The following is a 15,026-nucleotide window of genomic DNA, read 5'->3' as shown; positions in this document are numbered from 1 at the left end:
CGACCATGGAACTTCTTCTCACCAACCTCGCGCATGGTTTTGGCGTGGCACTCTCACTCCAGAACATCAGCTTCGCGCTGCTCGGCGCGCTGATCGGCACCGCCATCGGCGTGTTGCCCGGCATCGGCCCGGTGGCGACGATCTCGCTGCTGCTGCCGATCACCTTCGGCCTGCCCGCGACCACGGCCATCATCATGCTGGCCGGCATCTTCTACGGCGCGCAATATGGCGGCTCGACCACGGCCATCCTGCTCAATCTTCCGGGCGAGGTGAGTTCGGTCGTCACCACGCTCGAAGGCTACAAGATGGCGCGCAACGGGCGCGCGGGGGCCGCACTCGCCACCGCGGCACTCGGCTCCTTCTTCGCCGGCTCCGTCGCCACCATCCTGGTGGCCGCCTCCGGCCCACTGCTGACGCAGGTGGCCTTGAGTTTCGGACCAGCCGACTACTTTTCATTGATGCTACTGGGCCTGATCATCGCCTGCGTGCTCGCCCAGGGCTCGATCATCAAGGCGGTCGGCATGGTGGTGCTCGGCGTGGCGCTCGGCCTGGTCGGCACCGATGTGCAGACCGGCCAGCAGCGCTTCACCTTCGGCATTCCTGAGCTGTCCGACGGCATCGGCTTCGTGCCCATCGCCATGGGCATGTTCGGCATCGCCGAGATCATCCTGAACCTCGAACGCCCCGAATCGCGCTCCGTGCTCAGCTCCAAGGTGGGCTCGCTCTGGCTGACCAAGGAGGAGTTCCGGCGGGCCACGCCCGCCGTGCTGCGCGGCACGATCGTGGGCAGCTTCCTCGGCATCCTGCCGGGCGGTGGCGCGTCGCTCGCGGCCTTCGGCTCCTATATGATGGAGCGGAAGATGTCGAAGGGCCGGCATCTGTTCGGCACCGGCGCCATCGAAGGTGTCGCCGGCCCCGAGGCCGCCAACAATGCGGCGGCACAGACCAGCTTCATCCCGCTGCTGACGCTGGGCATCCCTTCCAATGCCGTGATGGCGCTGATGGTGGGTGCGCTGATCATCCAAGGGATCCAGCCCGGCCCGCGCATGGTGGAAGCCCAGCCCGACCTGTTCTGGGGCCTGATCGCTTCGATGTGGATCGGCAACCTCATGCTGCTGGTCATCAACCTGCCGATGATCGGCATGTGGGTGAAGCTGCTGCAGGTGCCCTACCGCTTCCTCTACCCCTCGATCCTCGTCTTCTGCTGCATCGGCGTCTATTCGCTGAACAACAACGTGTTCGACGTCTACATGACAGTCGCTTTCACCGTGTTCGGCTACATGTGCAGCAAGCTGAAGCTGGAGCCGGCGCCGCTGCTGATCGGCTTCGTGCTCGGCCCGATGATGGAGGAGCATCTGCGCCGCGCCATGCTGCTCTCGCGCGGCGATTGGGCGGTGTTCATCCAGCGCCCGATTTCGGCGACCATGCTGGGCATCGCGGCCTTCGCGCTGGCCCTCATGCTCATGCCGAATATCCGCAAGGGCAAGGACAAGGCTCTTGCAGAGTAGGGCGCTGGCCGAATAAGGCCAGGCGCCCTTCACGAAACGCGCCGCGGAGGGCAACCTCCGCGGCGTTTTTTTGTCGGAGGCTGATCGCCTTGGGTGAGATCACCGAAGGCGTGAATCAGCCTCACTACGAAGGCCAGGGGTATCGGGATGGATCTTCAATTGCAGGGCAAGGTCGCCCTCGTCACCGGCGCCTCGGCCGGGCTCGGCCGCGCCATCGCCCAGGAACTGGCGGCCGAGGGCTGCCGCCTCGCCATCCTCGCCCGCCGCCGCCCGCTGCTGGAAGCGCTCGCAACCGAACTGCCGGCCAGCGCCGAACCCCTCATCATCGAGCAGGATTTCACCGCGAAGGATGCGGGCGAGCGCGTGCGCGACGCCATGCAGGCCCGCTTCGGCCGCTGCGACATCCTGGTGAACAACGCCGGCTCCTCCCGCCCGCAGGAGGGATTGGGCAGTGACGAGGCCTGGATGGACGCGATGGAGATCAATTTCCACGCCGGGCGCCGCATCACCCATGCGCTGGTGCCGCTGATGCAGGCGCAGAAATTCGGCCGCATCATCAACCTGACCGGCCAGGATGAGGCCTGGATGATCAATGCCGCCAATGCGCCCAATGGCGCCGTGCATATCTGGGCCAAGGCGCTCTCCCGCACCCTGGGCCGGGACGGCATCACGGTGAATTCCATCCCGCCCGGGCGCATCCGCTCCGAGCAGATCGACGCGCGCATCCTGCCGACCGAGGAAGCCCGCCGCACCTGGGCCGAGGCGCAGGTGCCCGTCGGCTATATCGGCGAGGCGCGGGATCTCGCGGTGCTGGCCACCTTCCTCGCCTCGCCGCTCGCGCATTACATCACGGGCCAGGTGATCCATGTGGATGGCGGCACGCGGCGCTTTCCACACTGAGCAGCCCGCCCCTTCCCCACACCGGCCGAACAGGCGAAGCTGTGCTGAGGCCCCAGCCATAGGGGATCATCATGCCTGCCGGTGCCGCTTGCCCCATGGCGGCCGCACCGGTCGGGCGCCATGTTGTGTGCATGCCGACCGGTTCAGGCGCGAGAGCCTGGGCCGACCATGCACGGGAGAGAAACGCATGCAACGCCGCGCTCTGCTGGCCACGGCCACACTCGCACCCTTCGCCGCGCAGGCGCAGCCCGCCTGGCGGCCGGACCGCCCGATTCGCGTCGTGGTGCCCTATGCGCCCGGCGGCACGACGGATGTGCTGGCCCGCATCATGGCCGAGCCGGTGGGCCAGATCCTGGGCCAGCCGCTGGTCGTCGAGAATCGGCCAGGCGGGGCGGCAGGCCTGGTCGGCACCGATTTCGTCGCGAAATCCACGCCCGATGGCACCACCATCATCGTCCACAGCAATGGCCACGCCATCGCCCCCGCGCTGGTCGCGCGCATGCCCTTCGATCCCGTGGCGGATTTCGCCGGCCTCAGCATGCTGGGGCGAGTGCCGCAGGTCCTGTGCGTCAATCCGCGCCTGCCCGTCACCACCCTGGCGGAGCTCGTGGCGCTGCTGCGCGCCAATCCGGGCCGCTATCACTTCGCCTCGGCCGGCATCGGCACGGCGGTGCATCTGGGCGGGGAGATCTTCCGCGCCGTGACGCAGGTGGATATCGCGGCGGTGCATTATCGCGGCGGCGGGCCGGCCATGCAGGGCGTCATCACCGGCGAGGCGATTTTCACCGTGGACCCCATCGCCTCGGCGTTGGGCCATATCCGGGGCGGCAATGTGCGCGCCCTGGTCGTGGCCGGACCGGAGCGCGCACCGACGCTGCCGGATGTGCCCTCCGCCTCGGAGCTTGGCCTGCCGGAATTCGCCGTAGATGCCTGGATCATCGCGATGGCACCGGCCCGGACACCGCCGCAGGTGGTGGCCGCCTTCAACGCCGCCTTCGCCACGGCGCAGCGCCAGGCCGCCCAGCGCATGGCCGAGCAGGCCGTGCTGCCGATGCCCGAATTGCAGACGCCCGAGCAGATCATGGCCTTCGTCCGCACCGACATGGCGCGCTACGCGGCCGTCATGCGCGGGGCGGGAATCCGGCCGGAATAGCACCGACGCGCAGCACCAGGGCGCCGCGCTTGCGCCCGGAATCCACCAGGCGATGCGCCGCGACAATCTCCTCCAGCGCCATGTGATGGCCGATCACCGGACGCAGCGCGCCGGCTTCCACGAGGCCGCGCAGCGTGTGCAGATCCGCTTTGGTGGAACCGGCGAAGCCGCACAGCACGCGCGGGCCGCCACGCAGGGCGGTCCACAGCATCTGCCGCAATTCCCGGAACCCGAAGGCGGCAAAGACATGCCGCCCACCCGGTGCCAGCACGCGCCGCGCCCGCCGGAAGCTGGTGCCGCCGACCGTGTCGAGGATCACGTCGTACCGCTCCTCGCCCCGAGTGAAATCCTCGGTGGCGCGATCCAGCACGCGATGCGCGCCGAGGCCACGGACAAGCTCCATCGCCGCGGCGCTGCACACCGCCGTGACATGCAGGCCGAAATGCCGCGCCAGCTGCACGGCATGCACGCCGACCGCCCCGGCCGCGCCATGGATCAGCACGCGCTCCCCCGGCTGCCAGCGGGCCACATCGCGCAGGAAGACCAGGGCGGCCAGGGCGCCGAATGGCAGGGCGGCGGCCTCCTCATCACTGAGCAGCGCCGGCGTGGCGAGGACGGCGCCCGCCGCCGGGATGGTAAGATATTCGGCATTCGCGCCCAGCAGCGCCATGCCAAAGACCCGCTCCCCCGGCACGAACTCCGTCACCCCCTCGCCCAGCGCATCCACATGGCCGGCAAATTCCATCCCCAGGATCGGATGGCGGGGCCGCCGCCAGCCGAGGAAGGCGCGCAGCGGCAGCCAGAAGATGCCCGGATCGCGAAACCCCCGCATCCGGGCATCGCCCGAAGTCACGGTGGTGGCCCGCACGCGGATGCGGATTTCACCCCGCTTGGGAATGGGCAAGGGCGCCTCACCGAGGCGAAGGCCCTCGGGCGGTCCGTATTCGTGCCACAACACAGCTTGCATCAGGCGTCTCCTCCGCTGGGACCCCGCTTACCCATGCGGTGATGCCATATGAATTGCAGAAATCCGGATTTGATCTATGCATGCCTGCATGGATTGGCGTTCCCTCACCTTCGACTGGAATCACGCGCGGGCCTTCCTGGCCACCGCCGAGGAGGGTTCCCTCTCGGCCGCCGCGCGCGCCCTGGGCATGGCCCAGCCGACCATCGGCCGCCAGGTGGCGGCCCTGGAGCAGGAGATGAACGTCGTGCTGTTCGAGCGCGCCGGCCGCGGGCTGATCCTCACCCCCAGCGGGCAGGAATTGCGCGATCATCTACGCGCCATGGGAGAAGCCGCGACGCGCTTCTCACTGGCCGCCGCCGGCCGCTCCCAATCCATCGCCGGCAGCATCCGCATCACCGCGTCCGAGGTCTATTCCGCCCATCTGCTGCCGCCCATCATCATGCGGCTGCGGGCGCTGCATCCCGGCATCGAGGTGGAGATCGTCGCCTCCAACAGCCGCACCGACCTGCTGCGGCGGGAGGCGGATATCGCCATCCGCAACTACACCTCCACCCAGCCGGAGCTCATCGTGCGCAAGGTGAAGGATGATACCGGCGCCTACTACGCGACCCCAGCCTATCTGCGTTCGATCGGTGAGCCGCGGACCCTGGGGGAGATGGCGCGCGGCGTCTTCCTAGGCTTTGCCCCGCGCGAGGCGATGGCCACGGCGCTGCGCCCCCTTGGCCTCGACCTGACGCCCGCGCATTTCCCGATCATCTCCGAGAGTCACCTGGTGCAATGGGAATATGTAAAGCGCGGCGCCGGCATCGGCGTCATCACCGAGGCGGTGGGCGATGCCGAGACCCTGGTGCGCCGCGTGCTGCCCGATGCGGCGCCGATCCAGTTTCCCATGTTCCTCGTCACCCACCGGGAATTGCACACCAGCAAGCGGGTGCGAACCGTGTTCGACCTTCTGGCGGCGGAACTGGCGCGGCCCGCCGATTCCACCTTGCCGCATCCGCCCGCTGCCGGCAGCATTGGCTTCCCTTCCGGAGCGTGACGGCATGGCCCATCTGAATATCGGCAGCTTGATCTTTGACGACCTCGACCAGGTGGACCTCACCGGGCCGCATGAGGTGCTCTCCCGCCTGCCCGATTCCAGCTGGAAGATCTACGCCAAGACCATGGCGCCGGCGCGCGACATGAAGGGGCTGCGCATCCTGCCCGACGCGACGCTGGACGAAGCCCCCCAGCTGGATGTGCTGCATCTGCCCGGCGGCTTCGGCGTGGATGCGGCGCTGAGCGATCCGGTGATCCTGAACTGGGTGCGGCGCCAGGCGGAGGGGGCGCAGGTGGTCTTCACCGTCTGCACCGGCGCGCTGCTGCTGGGTGCGACCGGCCTGCTGCGCGGCCGCCGTGCGACGACCCATTGGGCCAGCCACCACATGCTGGCGCTGCTCGGCGCCACACCGGTAAATGAGCGTGTGGTGGAGGATGGCAAATTCGTCACCGCCGCCGGCGTCACCTCGGGCTTTGACGGCGCGCTGCACCTCGCGGCGAAGCTGCGCGGCGTGGAGGTGGCGCAGGGCATTCAGCTCTACATGCAATATGACCCGCGGCCGCCCTTCGACGCCGGCACGCCCGAGACGGCGCCGCCGGCGCTCGTGGCGTCCACGCGCGCCGCCATGGCCACGGTGCTGACCCGGCGCGAGGCGGCCCTGCGCGGGGCCGCCGCCGGTTTCACAGGACCAGCGGCAGCAGGCTGAGCACCAGCAGCAGCGCCATGCCGATATTGAAGGCCCGCAGCCGCGCCCCCTCACCCAGGAGGTGACGCGCCGCGCGACCGATCCAGGCCCAGAACAGCAGGCTTGGCATCGAGACAAGGGCAAACACCCCGGCGATGAGCAGCGCCTGCGGCAGGATGGGCAAGCCCGGCACGGTGAAGGCCGGCAAGGCGGCGAGCGCGATCATCCAGGCCTTCGGGTTCACCCACTGGAAGGCGGCAGCACCCCAGAAGCCGAGTGGCGCGGCCGGCGCGGCCCCATCCGCTCCCTGATCCCTGGGAGCCGGCGCCGCCGCGATCTTCCAGGCCAGCCAGAGCAACCAAGCCCCGCCCACAACCTGCATGGCCCGATGCAGCCCGGGAATTTGCGCGAAGGGCAGCCCGAGACCGAGGGCGACGGCGACGATCATCGCCGGAAAGCCCAGCGTGATGCCCAGCATATGCGGCATGACCCGCCGGATCCCGAGCTGGGCCGCGCTGGCCGCAACCATCAGCGTATTGGGCCCCGGCGTGCCGGAGGTGGCGATGGCAAAGCTGATCAGGGCCAGGGCATATTCCATGGAAGCCAGCTTCGCGGCTTCGGGATAATTGCGTCAACCAATCTGACGCAATGGCTGATCCCACAAAAAAGGGGGCCTCGCGGCCCCCTTCCCCGTTCCACCCAGGGTGGAAACTTCAATCGCGCGCGGCGGCGCCCAACTCGGCCACCAGCTCGTCCTCGAGGGTGATCTCCTCCTCGCGGGCGATTTCCTCGCCGCGGGCCTGCTTCTCGGCTTCCTCGGGGCTGCGCGCCACGTTGACGACGACGGGCAGCATCACCTCGGGGTGCAGTTCGACGCGCACATTGGTCAGGCCGAGCAGCTTGATCGGCGCGTCAATCAGCACCTGCGAGCGGTTCACCGTCAGGCCGGCGGCGGTGCAGCCATCGGCGATGTCACGCGCGGAGACGGAACCATAGAGGTTGCCGCTTTCGCCGGCGGAGCGGATCAGGACGACGGAGAGCCCCTCCATCCGCTCGGCAATGCGTTCGGCCTCCTCGCGGCGCTTGAGGTTCTGCGCCTCAAGCTGGACGCGGTCCGCTTCGAAGCGGGCGAGGTTCGCCTTGGTGGCACGCATCGCCTTGCCGCCGGGCAGCAGGAAGTTGCGCGCGTAGCCGGGCTTCACCTTCACCAGCTCGCCCATCTGGCCGAGCTTGTCCACACGCTGCATCAGGATGAGTTCAATCATGGCACGCCTCAGATCAGGTTTGGGGCGGCGTCACGCGCCGCCGAATTTGGTCATAGAGACCCACGCCGACCATCAGCGGGGCCATAATCTGGAGAAAAAGCAGCATCAGCAGGTAGAAGCCGATGAGGAAGGCCAGGCGCCCGGGACGGGCCCGCAGCAAGCGGTGCACCCCCACGACGCCCAGCAGGAACACCGGCACCAGCAGAATGAGCATCGAGGACAGCGCGACAGCCCCACCCACCAGCGCCCAGATGGCCAAGGCCAGCACGGGCAGCGGCAGATACCAGGAGGGCAGCCGCAGATCATCCAGCGAGGGCGTGGCATAAAGCGCCAGGCCACGCCGGGTGACGAGGCTTTGCGCCGCCATCCCGTTGCCGACCATCAGCAGCGTCATCCAGAAGCCGGCCGCGGCGGCCTTCACCTGGGCGATCTGCCCCGCCATGCCATCGGGCAGGGTCACGCCCATGCGGCGCACCCCCATCTCGACCGCTTCGCGCATCTCGCCCTCCAGATCGGAGACCGAGGCGGCGAGGATGCCGAGCACGACGACCGGCCAGATGCCCAGCACCGCCAGCGGCAGCGACAGGTCCATCCGGCCCGGTTGCAGCGCAGCTGTATGAAGCGCCGTGCCGGAGATCAGTGCCACCGGCACGCCGAACATGGCCAGGAAGACCGCAAGCCCGAGGGTGGTGCTGCCGAACAGCACGGCCAGCGCCGCGATGCCCACCGCAAACACCGCGATGCGCGGCCCGAAGGCGAAGGCGGCCGCAAAGAGCGGCAACGGCGCCACCCAGAGCAACAGGCCGCCCAGCGGCATGCCGCGCATGGCCCAAAGGGCGAGCAACGCCGAACACAGCCCCGCGGCACCGGCCGCGAGGGTGCCAGGTTGGCCCAACAGCCCCCCTTGCCCCGTGTTCTGTGTCACCCGCCCGGCCTCTCGTGTCAGTCGTTGATCACGTAGGGCAGCAGGGCCAGGAAGCGGGCGCGCTTGATGGCGGTCGCCAATTCGCGCTGCTTCTTGCCGCTGACGGCGGTGATGCGGCTCGGCACGATCTTGCCGCGCTCGCTCAGGAAGCGCGACAGCAGGCGCACATCCTTGTGATCGATCTTCGGCGCCTGCGGGCCAGAGAAGGGGCAGGACTTCCGGCGCCGGTAGAAGGGGCGGCGGGCGCCGACTGCGGCGCGGCGATTGGCGATATTCGGTTCAGCGGTGTCGCTCATCGTCTCACATCTCGTCGTTCAGGTTGAGGTCCATCTCGTCACGCGGACGGGCACGGAATTCCTCACGATCGTCACGCCCGCCGGTGCCGGCGCGGCCCGAGCCGAAGCGGCCGGCGGGCTTGGGCCCACGGAAGCCGCGCTCGCGGTCACGATCATCCGTGCGCTTGGCGAGGATCGCCGAGGGGGCCTCGGGGTCGATTTCCTCGACGCGGATGGTCAGCTCGCGCAGCACATCCTCGTTCAGGCCGAGCTGGCGAACGATTTCCTGCATGGCGGGGGCGGGGGCGGAGATGCCGAGGAGCATGTAATGCCCCTTGCGGTTCTTCTTCACCTTGTAGGCGAGGCCGCGCAGGCCCCAATATTCGCGCTTCTTGACCTCTCCGCCATGGTCGGCGAGCGTGATCCCGATATTGTCGGCGATCGTCTCGACCTGCTGCTGAGTCACGTCATTGCGCGCGATGAACACGCATTCGTAGAGTGGCATGATGTCTCCCTATGGATGCTCAGCCCTGGCGGCCGACGGGGATCGTGGCGCGCAAATGGGCATAGCCGCAGGCGTGCCAACGCCGACGGCAGGGTGGCGGGGGGTAAACCACGGGTCGGCCCCCGAGTCCATGGGGTAAATGAGCAGCGCTGCCCCCCAATTCCCGCTCACTGGCCGCAGCCCCAACCGGAAGGGGGTGCAGGGGACCCGTCCCCTGCCGGGAGAGTGTGAGAGGGCAGAGCCCTCTCAACCCAGCCCCCTCCCCAAGCCGCGCTCCGCGAAGCTTACCGAGCCGCGCTCCGCGAGCCTTATCTTGCCGCGCTCCGCGAACCTTATCTTGCCGCGCTCCGCGCGAGGCCCAGCACCACCTGCCGCGCCACCGTCTCATCCGGCAGCCCGGTCGTCTTGGCCTGGCGTTCGGCGCGAAGCAGGGCCGCGCCGAGGGCTTCCAGCCGCGCGATGGACCAGCGGCCCAGCGCGCGCGTCATGGCGGGCTTCGCCTTCCAGAAGACGGGCGGGCGCAGCGCGCTGATCGCCTCCTCGGCCGAGCTGCCGGCCTCCATCGCCAGCCGCGCCAGATGCAGCCGCTGGGTGTGGCGCAATGCGGCGCGCAGCACCTGCACCGGATTCGCCCCCTCGCCAAAGGCCTTGCCGATGGCCCGGTCCGCCACCGCCACCTCGCCGAGCGAGGCCGCCATCAGCGCCTCGTCCAGGTCCAGCATGCTGCCCTCACCCAGCACCCCCATCGCATCCTCGACGGAGATGCGCTCGCCGGGCCCGGCATGCAGGGCCAGGACTTCCAGGGCCCGGCGCATGGCCAGCCGGTCCTCGCCGGCGCGCTCGGCCAGCCAATCCAGGGCCGCGGGTTCGGCGGCGGCCCCCAGCTCGCCCAGGATGCGGGTGATGGAGGCCGCGAGGTCACGCCCGCGCTCGGCATAGCATTCGATGATCTGGCCGCGCGGGTCCGCCGCCACCAGCGCCCTCAGCTTGGATTTGCCGGTCAGCCCGGCGCCCTCGATGATGACGAGGCCGGGGCCGCGCCCGGCCAGGGCCATCTTCACCGGTTCCGCCCAGGCATCGCGCGCGTCACGCAGGCGAATGGCCATGCGCCCACCCATGAGCGGCACCGCAGCCGCTTCCCCCGCCAGGGAGCCAGGATCGCGCGCGGCCTCACGCGGGGGCTCGGTGATGCACATGGAATCCGTGCCCGCGACGGCGCGGACCAGTTGCGCCGCGCGTTCATTCACCAGGCCCGCATCATCGCCGATCAGCAGCACCACGCGGCAATCGGCGGGCGGCTCCGCCAGGAAGCCCGCCAGCCGCCGCGGCTCAAGCTTGGCGACCATGGCTCAGGCCGCCGGTGCCGCCGCCATCCGGCGCCGCAAGGCCACCGCCACCCCCTGCACCACCCGGTCGCTCAATTCGGTGACCAGGCGGCGATTCATGTCCTCCAGCGAGGCATCGGCGGCAAAGAACTGCAGATCCGGCAGGTTGACCGCATCCAGCGTGCGCGCGCTGCCGCGATCCACGGCCTCGGGCGGGTTGCCGATGGTGGTCAGCACCCAGTTGGCGGTGGCGATGACGCGGATCCGTGTGATCAGGCCATCCGTGCGGTAGCCCAGCACTTCCGCCGTATTGGCGATATTCACATCGAGCAGGTAGCGGGCCTGCACCCCGGGCTCCAGGCCTTCCAGCCCACGCTGCAGATTGCGCCGCATCACCTGCCCGTAACGCTCGCCGATCGGCCCGACCCGGACCGAAGCCATGGCGCGTTGCAGGGAGGGGTTGCCGCCAGCCGGGCTTCCCGAGGCCGAGAGGGCGCCGCCGCCACCCGGCGCATAGACCGGCTGGAAGCCGCAGCCGGCCAGGGCCAGCAAGGGCAAGCCGAGAAGGCTGCGTCTAGATGACAAGATTGACCACCCGGCCTTTCACATGGATGCGCTTGCGGACGGGTTTGCCGTCCAGCGCGCGGGCCACATTGGGCTCAGCCTCGGCCAATGCGAAGACCACCTCATCGGGCGCGTCCACGGGCACCTCGATGGTGCCGCGCAGCTTGCCGAGCACCTGCACGGCGAGGGTCACGGTCTCCGCCCGCAGCAGCGCCGGGTCGGGTTCCAGCCAGGGCAGTTGCGCCACCAGGCCCCGCCCGGGATGAAGCAGCGCCCAGACCTCCTCCGCCAGATGCGGCATCATGGGCGAAGCGAGGCGCACCAGGGCCTCCATCGCCTCGCGCCGCGCGGCCAGTGGCGCCGCGGGGCTGTCGGCGATGGCATTGGCCAGCTCATGGATGCGCGCGACGGCGACGTTGAAGGTGAAGGCCTCCAGCGCCTCGGTCACGCTGGCAATGGCGCGGTGCGTCGCCTGCCGCAGCTTCTTGCCCGTGGCCTCATCCGGCTGATTCGCTTCCACCAGGTTCAGCGCGAGGCGCCAGATGCGGCCGATGAAGCGGCTAGCACCCGCCACACCCGATTCCGACCACTCCATGTCGCGCTCGGGTGGGTTGTCGCTCAGGATGAACCAGCGGGCGGTGTCGGCGCCGTAGCGGTCAATGATGGCGCCCGGGTCCACGGTGTTGCGCTTGGATTTGGACATGCTCTCGATGCGGCCGACCGTCACGGGCTCATCGCTGCCCTTCACGATGGCGGTGCCGTCGGCCCGCTTCTCGACCTCCTCGGGGTAGAGCCAGCGGCCATCGGCGCCCTTGTAGCTCTCATGCGTGACCATGCCTTGGGTGAACAGGCCGGCGAAGGGCTCGTCCAGCTTCACATGGCCAGTCGCCTTCATCGCGCGGGTGAAGAAGCGGCTGTAGAGCAGGTGCAGGATCGCATGCTCGATCCCGCCGATATACTGGTCCACCGGCAGCCAGGCATCCACGGCGGCCGGCGTCACCGGATCGGCCGCGCGGGGCGAGCAGAAGCGGGCGAAATACCAGGAACTGTCCACGAAGGTGTCGAAGGTGTCCGTCTCGCGCCGGGCCGGCTTGCCGCAGCCGGGGCAATTCACGTGCCGCCAGGTGGGGTGGTGGTCCAGCGGATTGCCGGGGCGGGAGAAATCCACATCCTCGGGCAGCACCACGGGAAGCTGATCGGCGGGCACCGGCACCACGCCGCAATCATCGCAATGGATGACCGGGATGGGGCAGCCCCAATAGCGCTGGCGGGAGACGCCCCAGTCGCGCAGCCGCCAATTGGTGACGCCCTGGCCCTGGCCCAATTCCTCGATGCGGGCGATGGCGCCGCGCTTGGCGCTGGGCACGTCCAGCCCGTTCAGGAAGTCCGAATTGAAGCTGATGCCATCATCCGTGAAGGCCTCATCGCCCACGCTGAAGGTCTCTGAATCGGCCCCGTTGGGGAGCACGACCGGCGTCACGGACAGCCCGTATTTCCTCGCGAAATCCAGGTCGCGCTGGTCGTGCGCGGGGCAGCCGAAAATGGCGCCCGTGCCGTATTCCATCAGGACGAAATTGGCGATCCAGACCGGGTATTCCTGGCCGGTGAAGGGGTGCTTCACGGTGAAGCCGGTGTCGAAGCCCTTCTTCTCACCCTGCTCGATCGCCACTTCGCTGGTGCCCATGGCGCGGCATTCGGCGATGAAGGCGGCGGCCTCGGCCGAGCGCGCGGCGGCGGCGGCCGCCAGCGGGTGCTCGGCCGCCACGGCCAGGAAGCTCATGCCGAAGAGTGTGTCGGGCCGGGTGGTGAAGACCTCGACCTCAGCGGTCCCATCCACCGGTGTCGCCAGCTGGAAGCGCACGCGCGCGCCTTCGCTGCGGCCGATCCAATTCGCCTGCATCAGGCGCACGCGCTCGGGCCAGCGGTCCAGCGTGCCCAGCGCCTCCAGCAGATCCGGCGCGAATTTCGTGATGGCGAAGAACCACTGGCTGAGCTTCTTCTTCTCGACCGGCGCGCCCGAGCGCCAGCCCTTGCCGTCAATCACCTGCTCATTGGCCAGCACGGTGCCATCCACCGGGTCCCAGTTGACCCAGCTCTCCTTGCGCTCGACCAGGCCCGCTTCGAGGCAATCGAGGAAGAGCTTCTGCTGCTGGCCATAATATTCCGGGTCGCAGGTGGCGAATTCCCGCTCCCATTCGAGGGAGAGGCCCATGCGCTTCAGCTCGGCGCGCATATTGGCGATATTGGCGCGGGTCCACTCGCCCGGATGCGTGCCACGCTCGCGCGCCGCGTTTTCGGCCGGCAGGCCGAAGGCGTCCCAGCCCATCGGGTGCATCACCAGGTGGCCCTGCGCGCGCTTGTAGCGCGCCACCACATCGCCCAGCGTGTAGTTGCGCACATGGCCCATATGGATCTTGCCGGAGGGGTAGGGAAACATCTCCAGCACGTAGTATTTGCGCGAGCCCGCCGGCGGCACATCCGGCACCGAGAAGCAGCGGGCGGCATTCCACGCCTCTTGCCAGCGCGGCTCGGCGGCGGCGAAATCGTAACGGGCATCCTGATGGAGCGGCTGGGGCGTGTCGGGCATGATGGGACCTGAATAGAGCCGCAAGCCGCGCACCTCAAGGCACAGGGTTGCGGCACGGCGAACTGTGCCAAACTCCTGTGCATGCGCTGGCTGCTCCTTCTCCTGATCCTCACCACCACCGCGGCGCGCGCCGCCGATGAGGCCGCCCATGCGCGCTTCTTCTCGGCGCGGGGCATTCCCGTGACCCTGCCCTCGACCGGCCTCGCCATCTCCTTCACGCAGCACTATCGGGGCGCCGTGCCGCATGCGGCCTTCGCCTTCGCCCAGGGGGCGGATGGGCGGGCCGCCTGGTCCATGGTCTCGGGCCATGACAGCCCCGAGGAGGCCGAGCGGATGGCGATGGCCAATTGCACCCGGCAATTGACGCGCATACGCGGCGAGGGGCTGGGCAGCCCCTGCCGGATCCTGGCGGTGGATGGGGATCTGCGCGGCGCCTCGGGCCAGCCGCAAGCGGGCGCCCCCAGCATCGTGCCCGAACGCGGCGGCATCGGCCCCTTCACCCGCAGCCCCTTCCACCTGCATCGCGGCCCCCGCGCGGCCGAGGGCGCCGTGATCTGGGCGCATGGCTATGGCGGCGCGGAGGAGGATCATCGAGGCCATGCGCTGCCCGGCCTCGTCTCCCCGCTGAACGAGGCCGGGTTCGACATCTTCCGCTTTGACCGGCATCCGGGGGATGACAGCCTTTTTGTGACCCTGCCGCGCCTGGTCCGCGCGCTGCCGGCGCTGCGGGAAGCGGGGTATCGGCGGATCATCCTGGGCGGCCAGTCCCGCGGCGCCTGGCAGGCCATCCTGGCGGCGGCCGAGCGGCCCGAGCTGGTGGATACGGTTCTCGCCGCGGCCCCGGCCGCCCATGGCGAAAGGCCGGAGCAGCGCCCCCTGGCGCTGGAGGATTTCCGCCGCGTCCTGGGCGGGCTGGATGAGCGGCGGACGCGGCTGCTGGTGATGCTGTTCGACCGCGATGAATTCGACCCCGGGCCAGAGGAACGCGGCCAGATCGTCGCGAATCTCGCCCAGCGCCGCACCGTGCCGACGCTGGCCCTCTGGGCGACGGGCCCGGCGCGCGGGCATTCCGGCGTCTCGGACTGGCGCTTCACCCGGGATTATGGCGGCTGCGTGATGACGCTGGTGCAGGCACCGCCGGCCTCGGCCCCGCGCGGCTTGCGACGCGAAGGTTGTGGCGGCGGCTGACGCGGCCCGACGCAATTTCGCGGGTCATTTTCAAAAAAGCGACAAATGAGACGACGGCACCCCGCCGGAGCCATCTGCGGCGTCCGATCCGGGCATGAGCCACGATATGAAAATTGAGATGAATATCTATTTTAAGGGTT

Annotated in this window: 15 protein-coding genes; 6 read left to right on the top strand and 9 right to left on the bottom strand. The window is 69.1% G+C overall.

The annotated features are described in order from the left end of the window. The first annotated feature begins 5 nt into the window (after positions 1–5). The 3 genes from LHU95_RS03535 to LHU95_RS03525 all read left to right on the top strand — a co-directional run bounded on the left by LHU95_RS03535 (position 6) and on the right by LHU95_RS03525 (position 3,561). Positions 6–1,508, top strand: a complete 1,503-nt coding sequence (locus tag LHU95_RS03535; protein ID WP_248710002.1) for a tripartite tricarboxylate transporter permease — start codon at positions 6–8, stop codon at positions 1,506–1,508. 147 nt (positions 1,509–1,655) lie between these two features. Beyond that, the gene (locus LHU95_RS03530) at positions 1,656–2,408 is read left to right on the top strand and encodes an SDR family oxidoreductase (protein ID WP_248710001.1); all 753 of its coding nucleotides are present in this window, start codon (positions 1,656–1,658) and stop codon (positions 2,406–2,408) included. 187 nt (positions 2,409–2,595) lie between these two features. Next, entirely contained in the window at positions 2,596–3,561 is a 966-nt protein-coding gene (locus LHU95_RS03525; protein ID WP_248710000.1) for a tripartite tricarboxylate transporter substrate-binding protein, read from the top strand. Here LHU95_RS03525 and LHU95_RS03520 read toward each other — a convergent pair. Then, positions 3,530–4,528: an NAD(P)-dependent alcohol dehydrogenase gene (locus LHU95_RS03520; protein ID WP_248709999.1), complete on the bottom strand. Its 999-nt coding sequence runs from the start codon at positions 4,526–4,528 to the stop codon at positions 3,530–3,532. The genes LHU95_RS03525 and LHU95_RS03520 overlap by 32 nt on opposite strands. An 88-nt stretch (positions 4,529–4,616) precedes the next feature. On the opposite strand from LHU95_RS03520, the gene LHU95_RS03515 reads away from it, so the two are divergent. After that, positions 4,617–5,567, top strand: a complete 951-nt coding sequence (locus LHU95_RS03515) for a LysR family transcriptional regulator (protein ID WP_248709998.1) — start codon at positions 4,617–4,619, stop codon at positions 5,565–5,567. Between the two features lie 4 nt (positions 5,568–5,571). Then, positions 5,572–6,273, top strand: coding sequence for a DJ-1/PfpI family protein (locus LHU95_RS03510; RefSeq protein ID WP_248709997.1), 702 nt, complete (start codon positions 5,572–5,574; stop codon positions 6,271–6,273). Here the strand turns inward: LHU95_RS03510 and LHU95_RS03505 are convergent. The 8 genes from LHU95_RS03505 to leuS all read right to left on the bottom strand — a co-directional run bounded on the left by LHU95_RS03505 (position 6,248) and on the right by leuS (position 13,698). Then, positions 6,248–6,850 carry a LysE family translocator gene (locus LHU95_RS03505; RefSeq protein ID WP_248709996.1) on the bottom strand — a complete coding sequence of 201 codons (603 nt, stop codon included), beginning with the start codon at positions 6,848–6,850 and terminating at the stop codon, positions 6,248–6,250. The genes LHU95_RS03510 and LHU95_RS03505 overlap by 26 nt on opposite strands. A gap of 115 nt (positions 6,851–6,965) precedes the next feature. Further along, positions 6,966–7,517 (bottom strand): 50S ribosomal protein L9, encoded by a 552-nt coding sequence (rplI, locus tag LHU95_RS03500; protein ID WP_248709995.1) that lies wholly within the window; start codon positions 7,515–7,517, stop codon positions 6,966–6,968. A gap of 13 nt (positions 7,518–7,530) precedes the next feature. Next, positions 7,531–8,412 (bottom strand): hypothetical protein, encoded by an 882-nt coding sequence (locus tag LHU95_RS03495; protein ID WP_248709994.1) that lies wholly within the window; start codon positions 8,410–8,412, stop codon positions 7,531–7,533. 47 nt (positions 8,413–8,459) lie between these two features. Continuing rightward, on the bottom strand, positions 8,460–8,738 hold the full coding sequence (gene rpsR / locus LHU95_RS03490; RefSeq protein ID WP_248709993.1) for a 30S ribosomal protein S18: 279 nt from the start codon (positions 8,736–8,738) through the stop codon (positions 8,460–8,462). 4 nt (positions 8,739–8,742) lie between these two features. Beyond that, entirely contained in the window at positions 8,743–9,222 is a 480-nt protein-coding gene (gene rpsF / locus LHU95_RS03485; protein ID WP_248709992.1) for a 30S ribosomal protein S6, read from the bottom strand. Positions 9,223–9,554: 332 nt separating this feature from the next. Next, on the bottom strand, positions 9,555–10,568 hold the full coding sequence (holA, locus tag LHU95_RS03480; RefSeq protein ID WP_248709991.1) for a DNA polymerase III subunit delta: 1,014 nt from the start codon (positions 10,566–10,568) through the stop codon (positions 9,555–9,557). Between the two features lie 3 nt (positions 10,569–10,571). Then, positions 10,572–11,132 (bottom strand): LPS assembly lipoprotein LptE, encoded by a 561-nt coding sequence (gene lptE / locus LHU95_RS03475; protein WP_248709990.1) that lies wholly within the window; start codon positions 11,130–11,132, stop codon positions 10,572–10,574. Then, positions 11,122–13,698: a leucine--tRNA ligase gene (gene leuS / locus LHU95_RS03470; protein ID WP_248709989.1), complete on the bottom strand. Its 2,577-nt coding sequence runs from the start codon at positions 13,696–13,698 to the stop codon at positions 11,122–11,124. The genes lptE and leuS overlap by 11 nt, the downstream gene beginning before the upstream one ends. 81 nt (positions 13,699–13,779) lie before the next feature. Between leuS and LHU95_RS03465 the strand changes: the two genes are divergently transcribed. Beyond that, the gene (locus tag LHU95_RS03465) at positions 13,780–14,886 is read left to right on the top strand and encodes an alpha/beta hydrolase (RefSeq protein ID WP_248709988.1); all 1,107 of its coding nucleotides are present in this window, start codon (positions 13,780–13,782) and stop codon (positions 14,884–14,886) included. Positions 14,887–15,026 lie beyond the last annotated feature (140 nt).

Origin of the sequence: Sediminicoccus sp. KRV36 (assembly GCF_023243115.1) — a bacterium.
Lineage (GTDB): Bacteria > Pseudomonadota > Alphaproteobacteria > Acetobacterales > Acetobacteraceae > Roseococcus.
Note: the sequence above shows the minus strand (reverse complement) of the source record. Positions and strands in the feature narration are given on the sequence as shown.

Bases quoted from the DNA above. Each gene is read 5' to 3' on its own strand.
- LHU95_RS03505 (WP_248709996.1), bottom strand. From the start codon at position 6,850: ATGGAATATGCCCTGGCCCTGATCAGCTTTGCCATCGCCACCTCCGGC.
- LHU95_RS03465 (WP_248709988.1), top strand. From the start codon at position 13,780: ATGCGCTGGCTGCTCCTTCTCCTGATCCTCACCACCACCGCGGCGCGC.
- LHU95_RS03525 (WP_248710000.1), top strand. From the start codon at position 2,596: ATGCAACGCCGCGCTCTGCTGGCCACGGCCACACTCGCACCCTTCGCC.
- leuS (WP_248709989.1), bottom strand. From the start codon at position 13,698: ATGCCCGACACGCCCCAGCCGCTCCATCAGGATGCCCGTTACGATTTC.
- rpsR (WP_248709993.1), bottom strand. From the start codon at position 8,738: ATGAGCGACACCGCTGAACCGAATATCGCCAATCGCCGCGCCGCAGTC.
- LHU95_RS03510 (WP_248709997.1), top strand. From the start codon at position 5,572: ATGGCCCATCTGAATATCGGCAGCTTGATCTTTGACGACCTCGACCAG.
- LHU95_RS03535 (WP_248710002.1), top strand. From the start codon at position 6: ATGGAACTTCTTCTCACCAACCTCGCGCATGGTTTTGGCGTGGCACTC.
- LHU95_RS03520 (WP_248709999.1), bottom strand. From the start codon at position 4,528: ATGCAAGCTGTGTTGTGGCACGAATACGGACCGCCCGAGGGCCTTCGC.
- LHU95_RS03515 (WP_248709998.1), top strand. From the start codon at position 4,617: ATGGATTGGCGTTCCCTCACCTTCGACTGGAATCACGCGCGGGCCTTC.
- LHU95_RS03530 (WP_248710001.1), top strand. From the start codon at position 1,656: ATGGATCTTCAATTGCAGGGCAAGGTCGCCCTCGTCACCGGCGCCTCG.
- rplI (WP_248709995.1), bottom strand. From the start codon at position 7,517: ATGATTGAACTCATCCTGATGCAGCGTGTGGACAAGCTCGGCCAGATG.
- rpsF (WP_248709992.1), bottom strand. From the start codon at position 9,222: ATGCCACTCTACGAATGCGTGTTCATCGCGCGCAATGACGTGACTCAG.
- holA (WP_248709991.1), bottom strand. From the start codon at position 10,568: ATGGTCGCCAAGCTTGAGCCGCGGCGGCTGGCGGGCTTCCTGGCGGAG.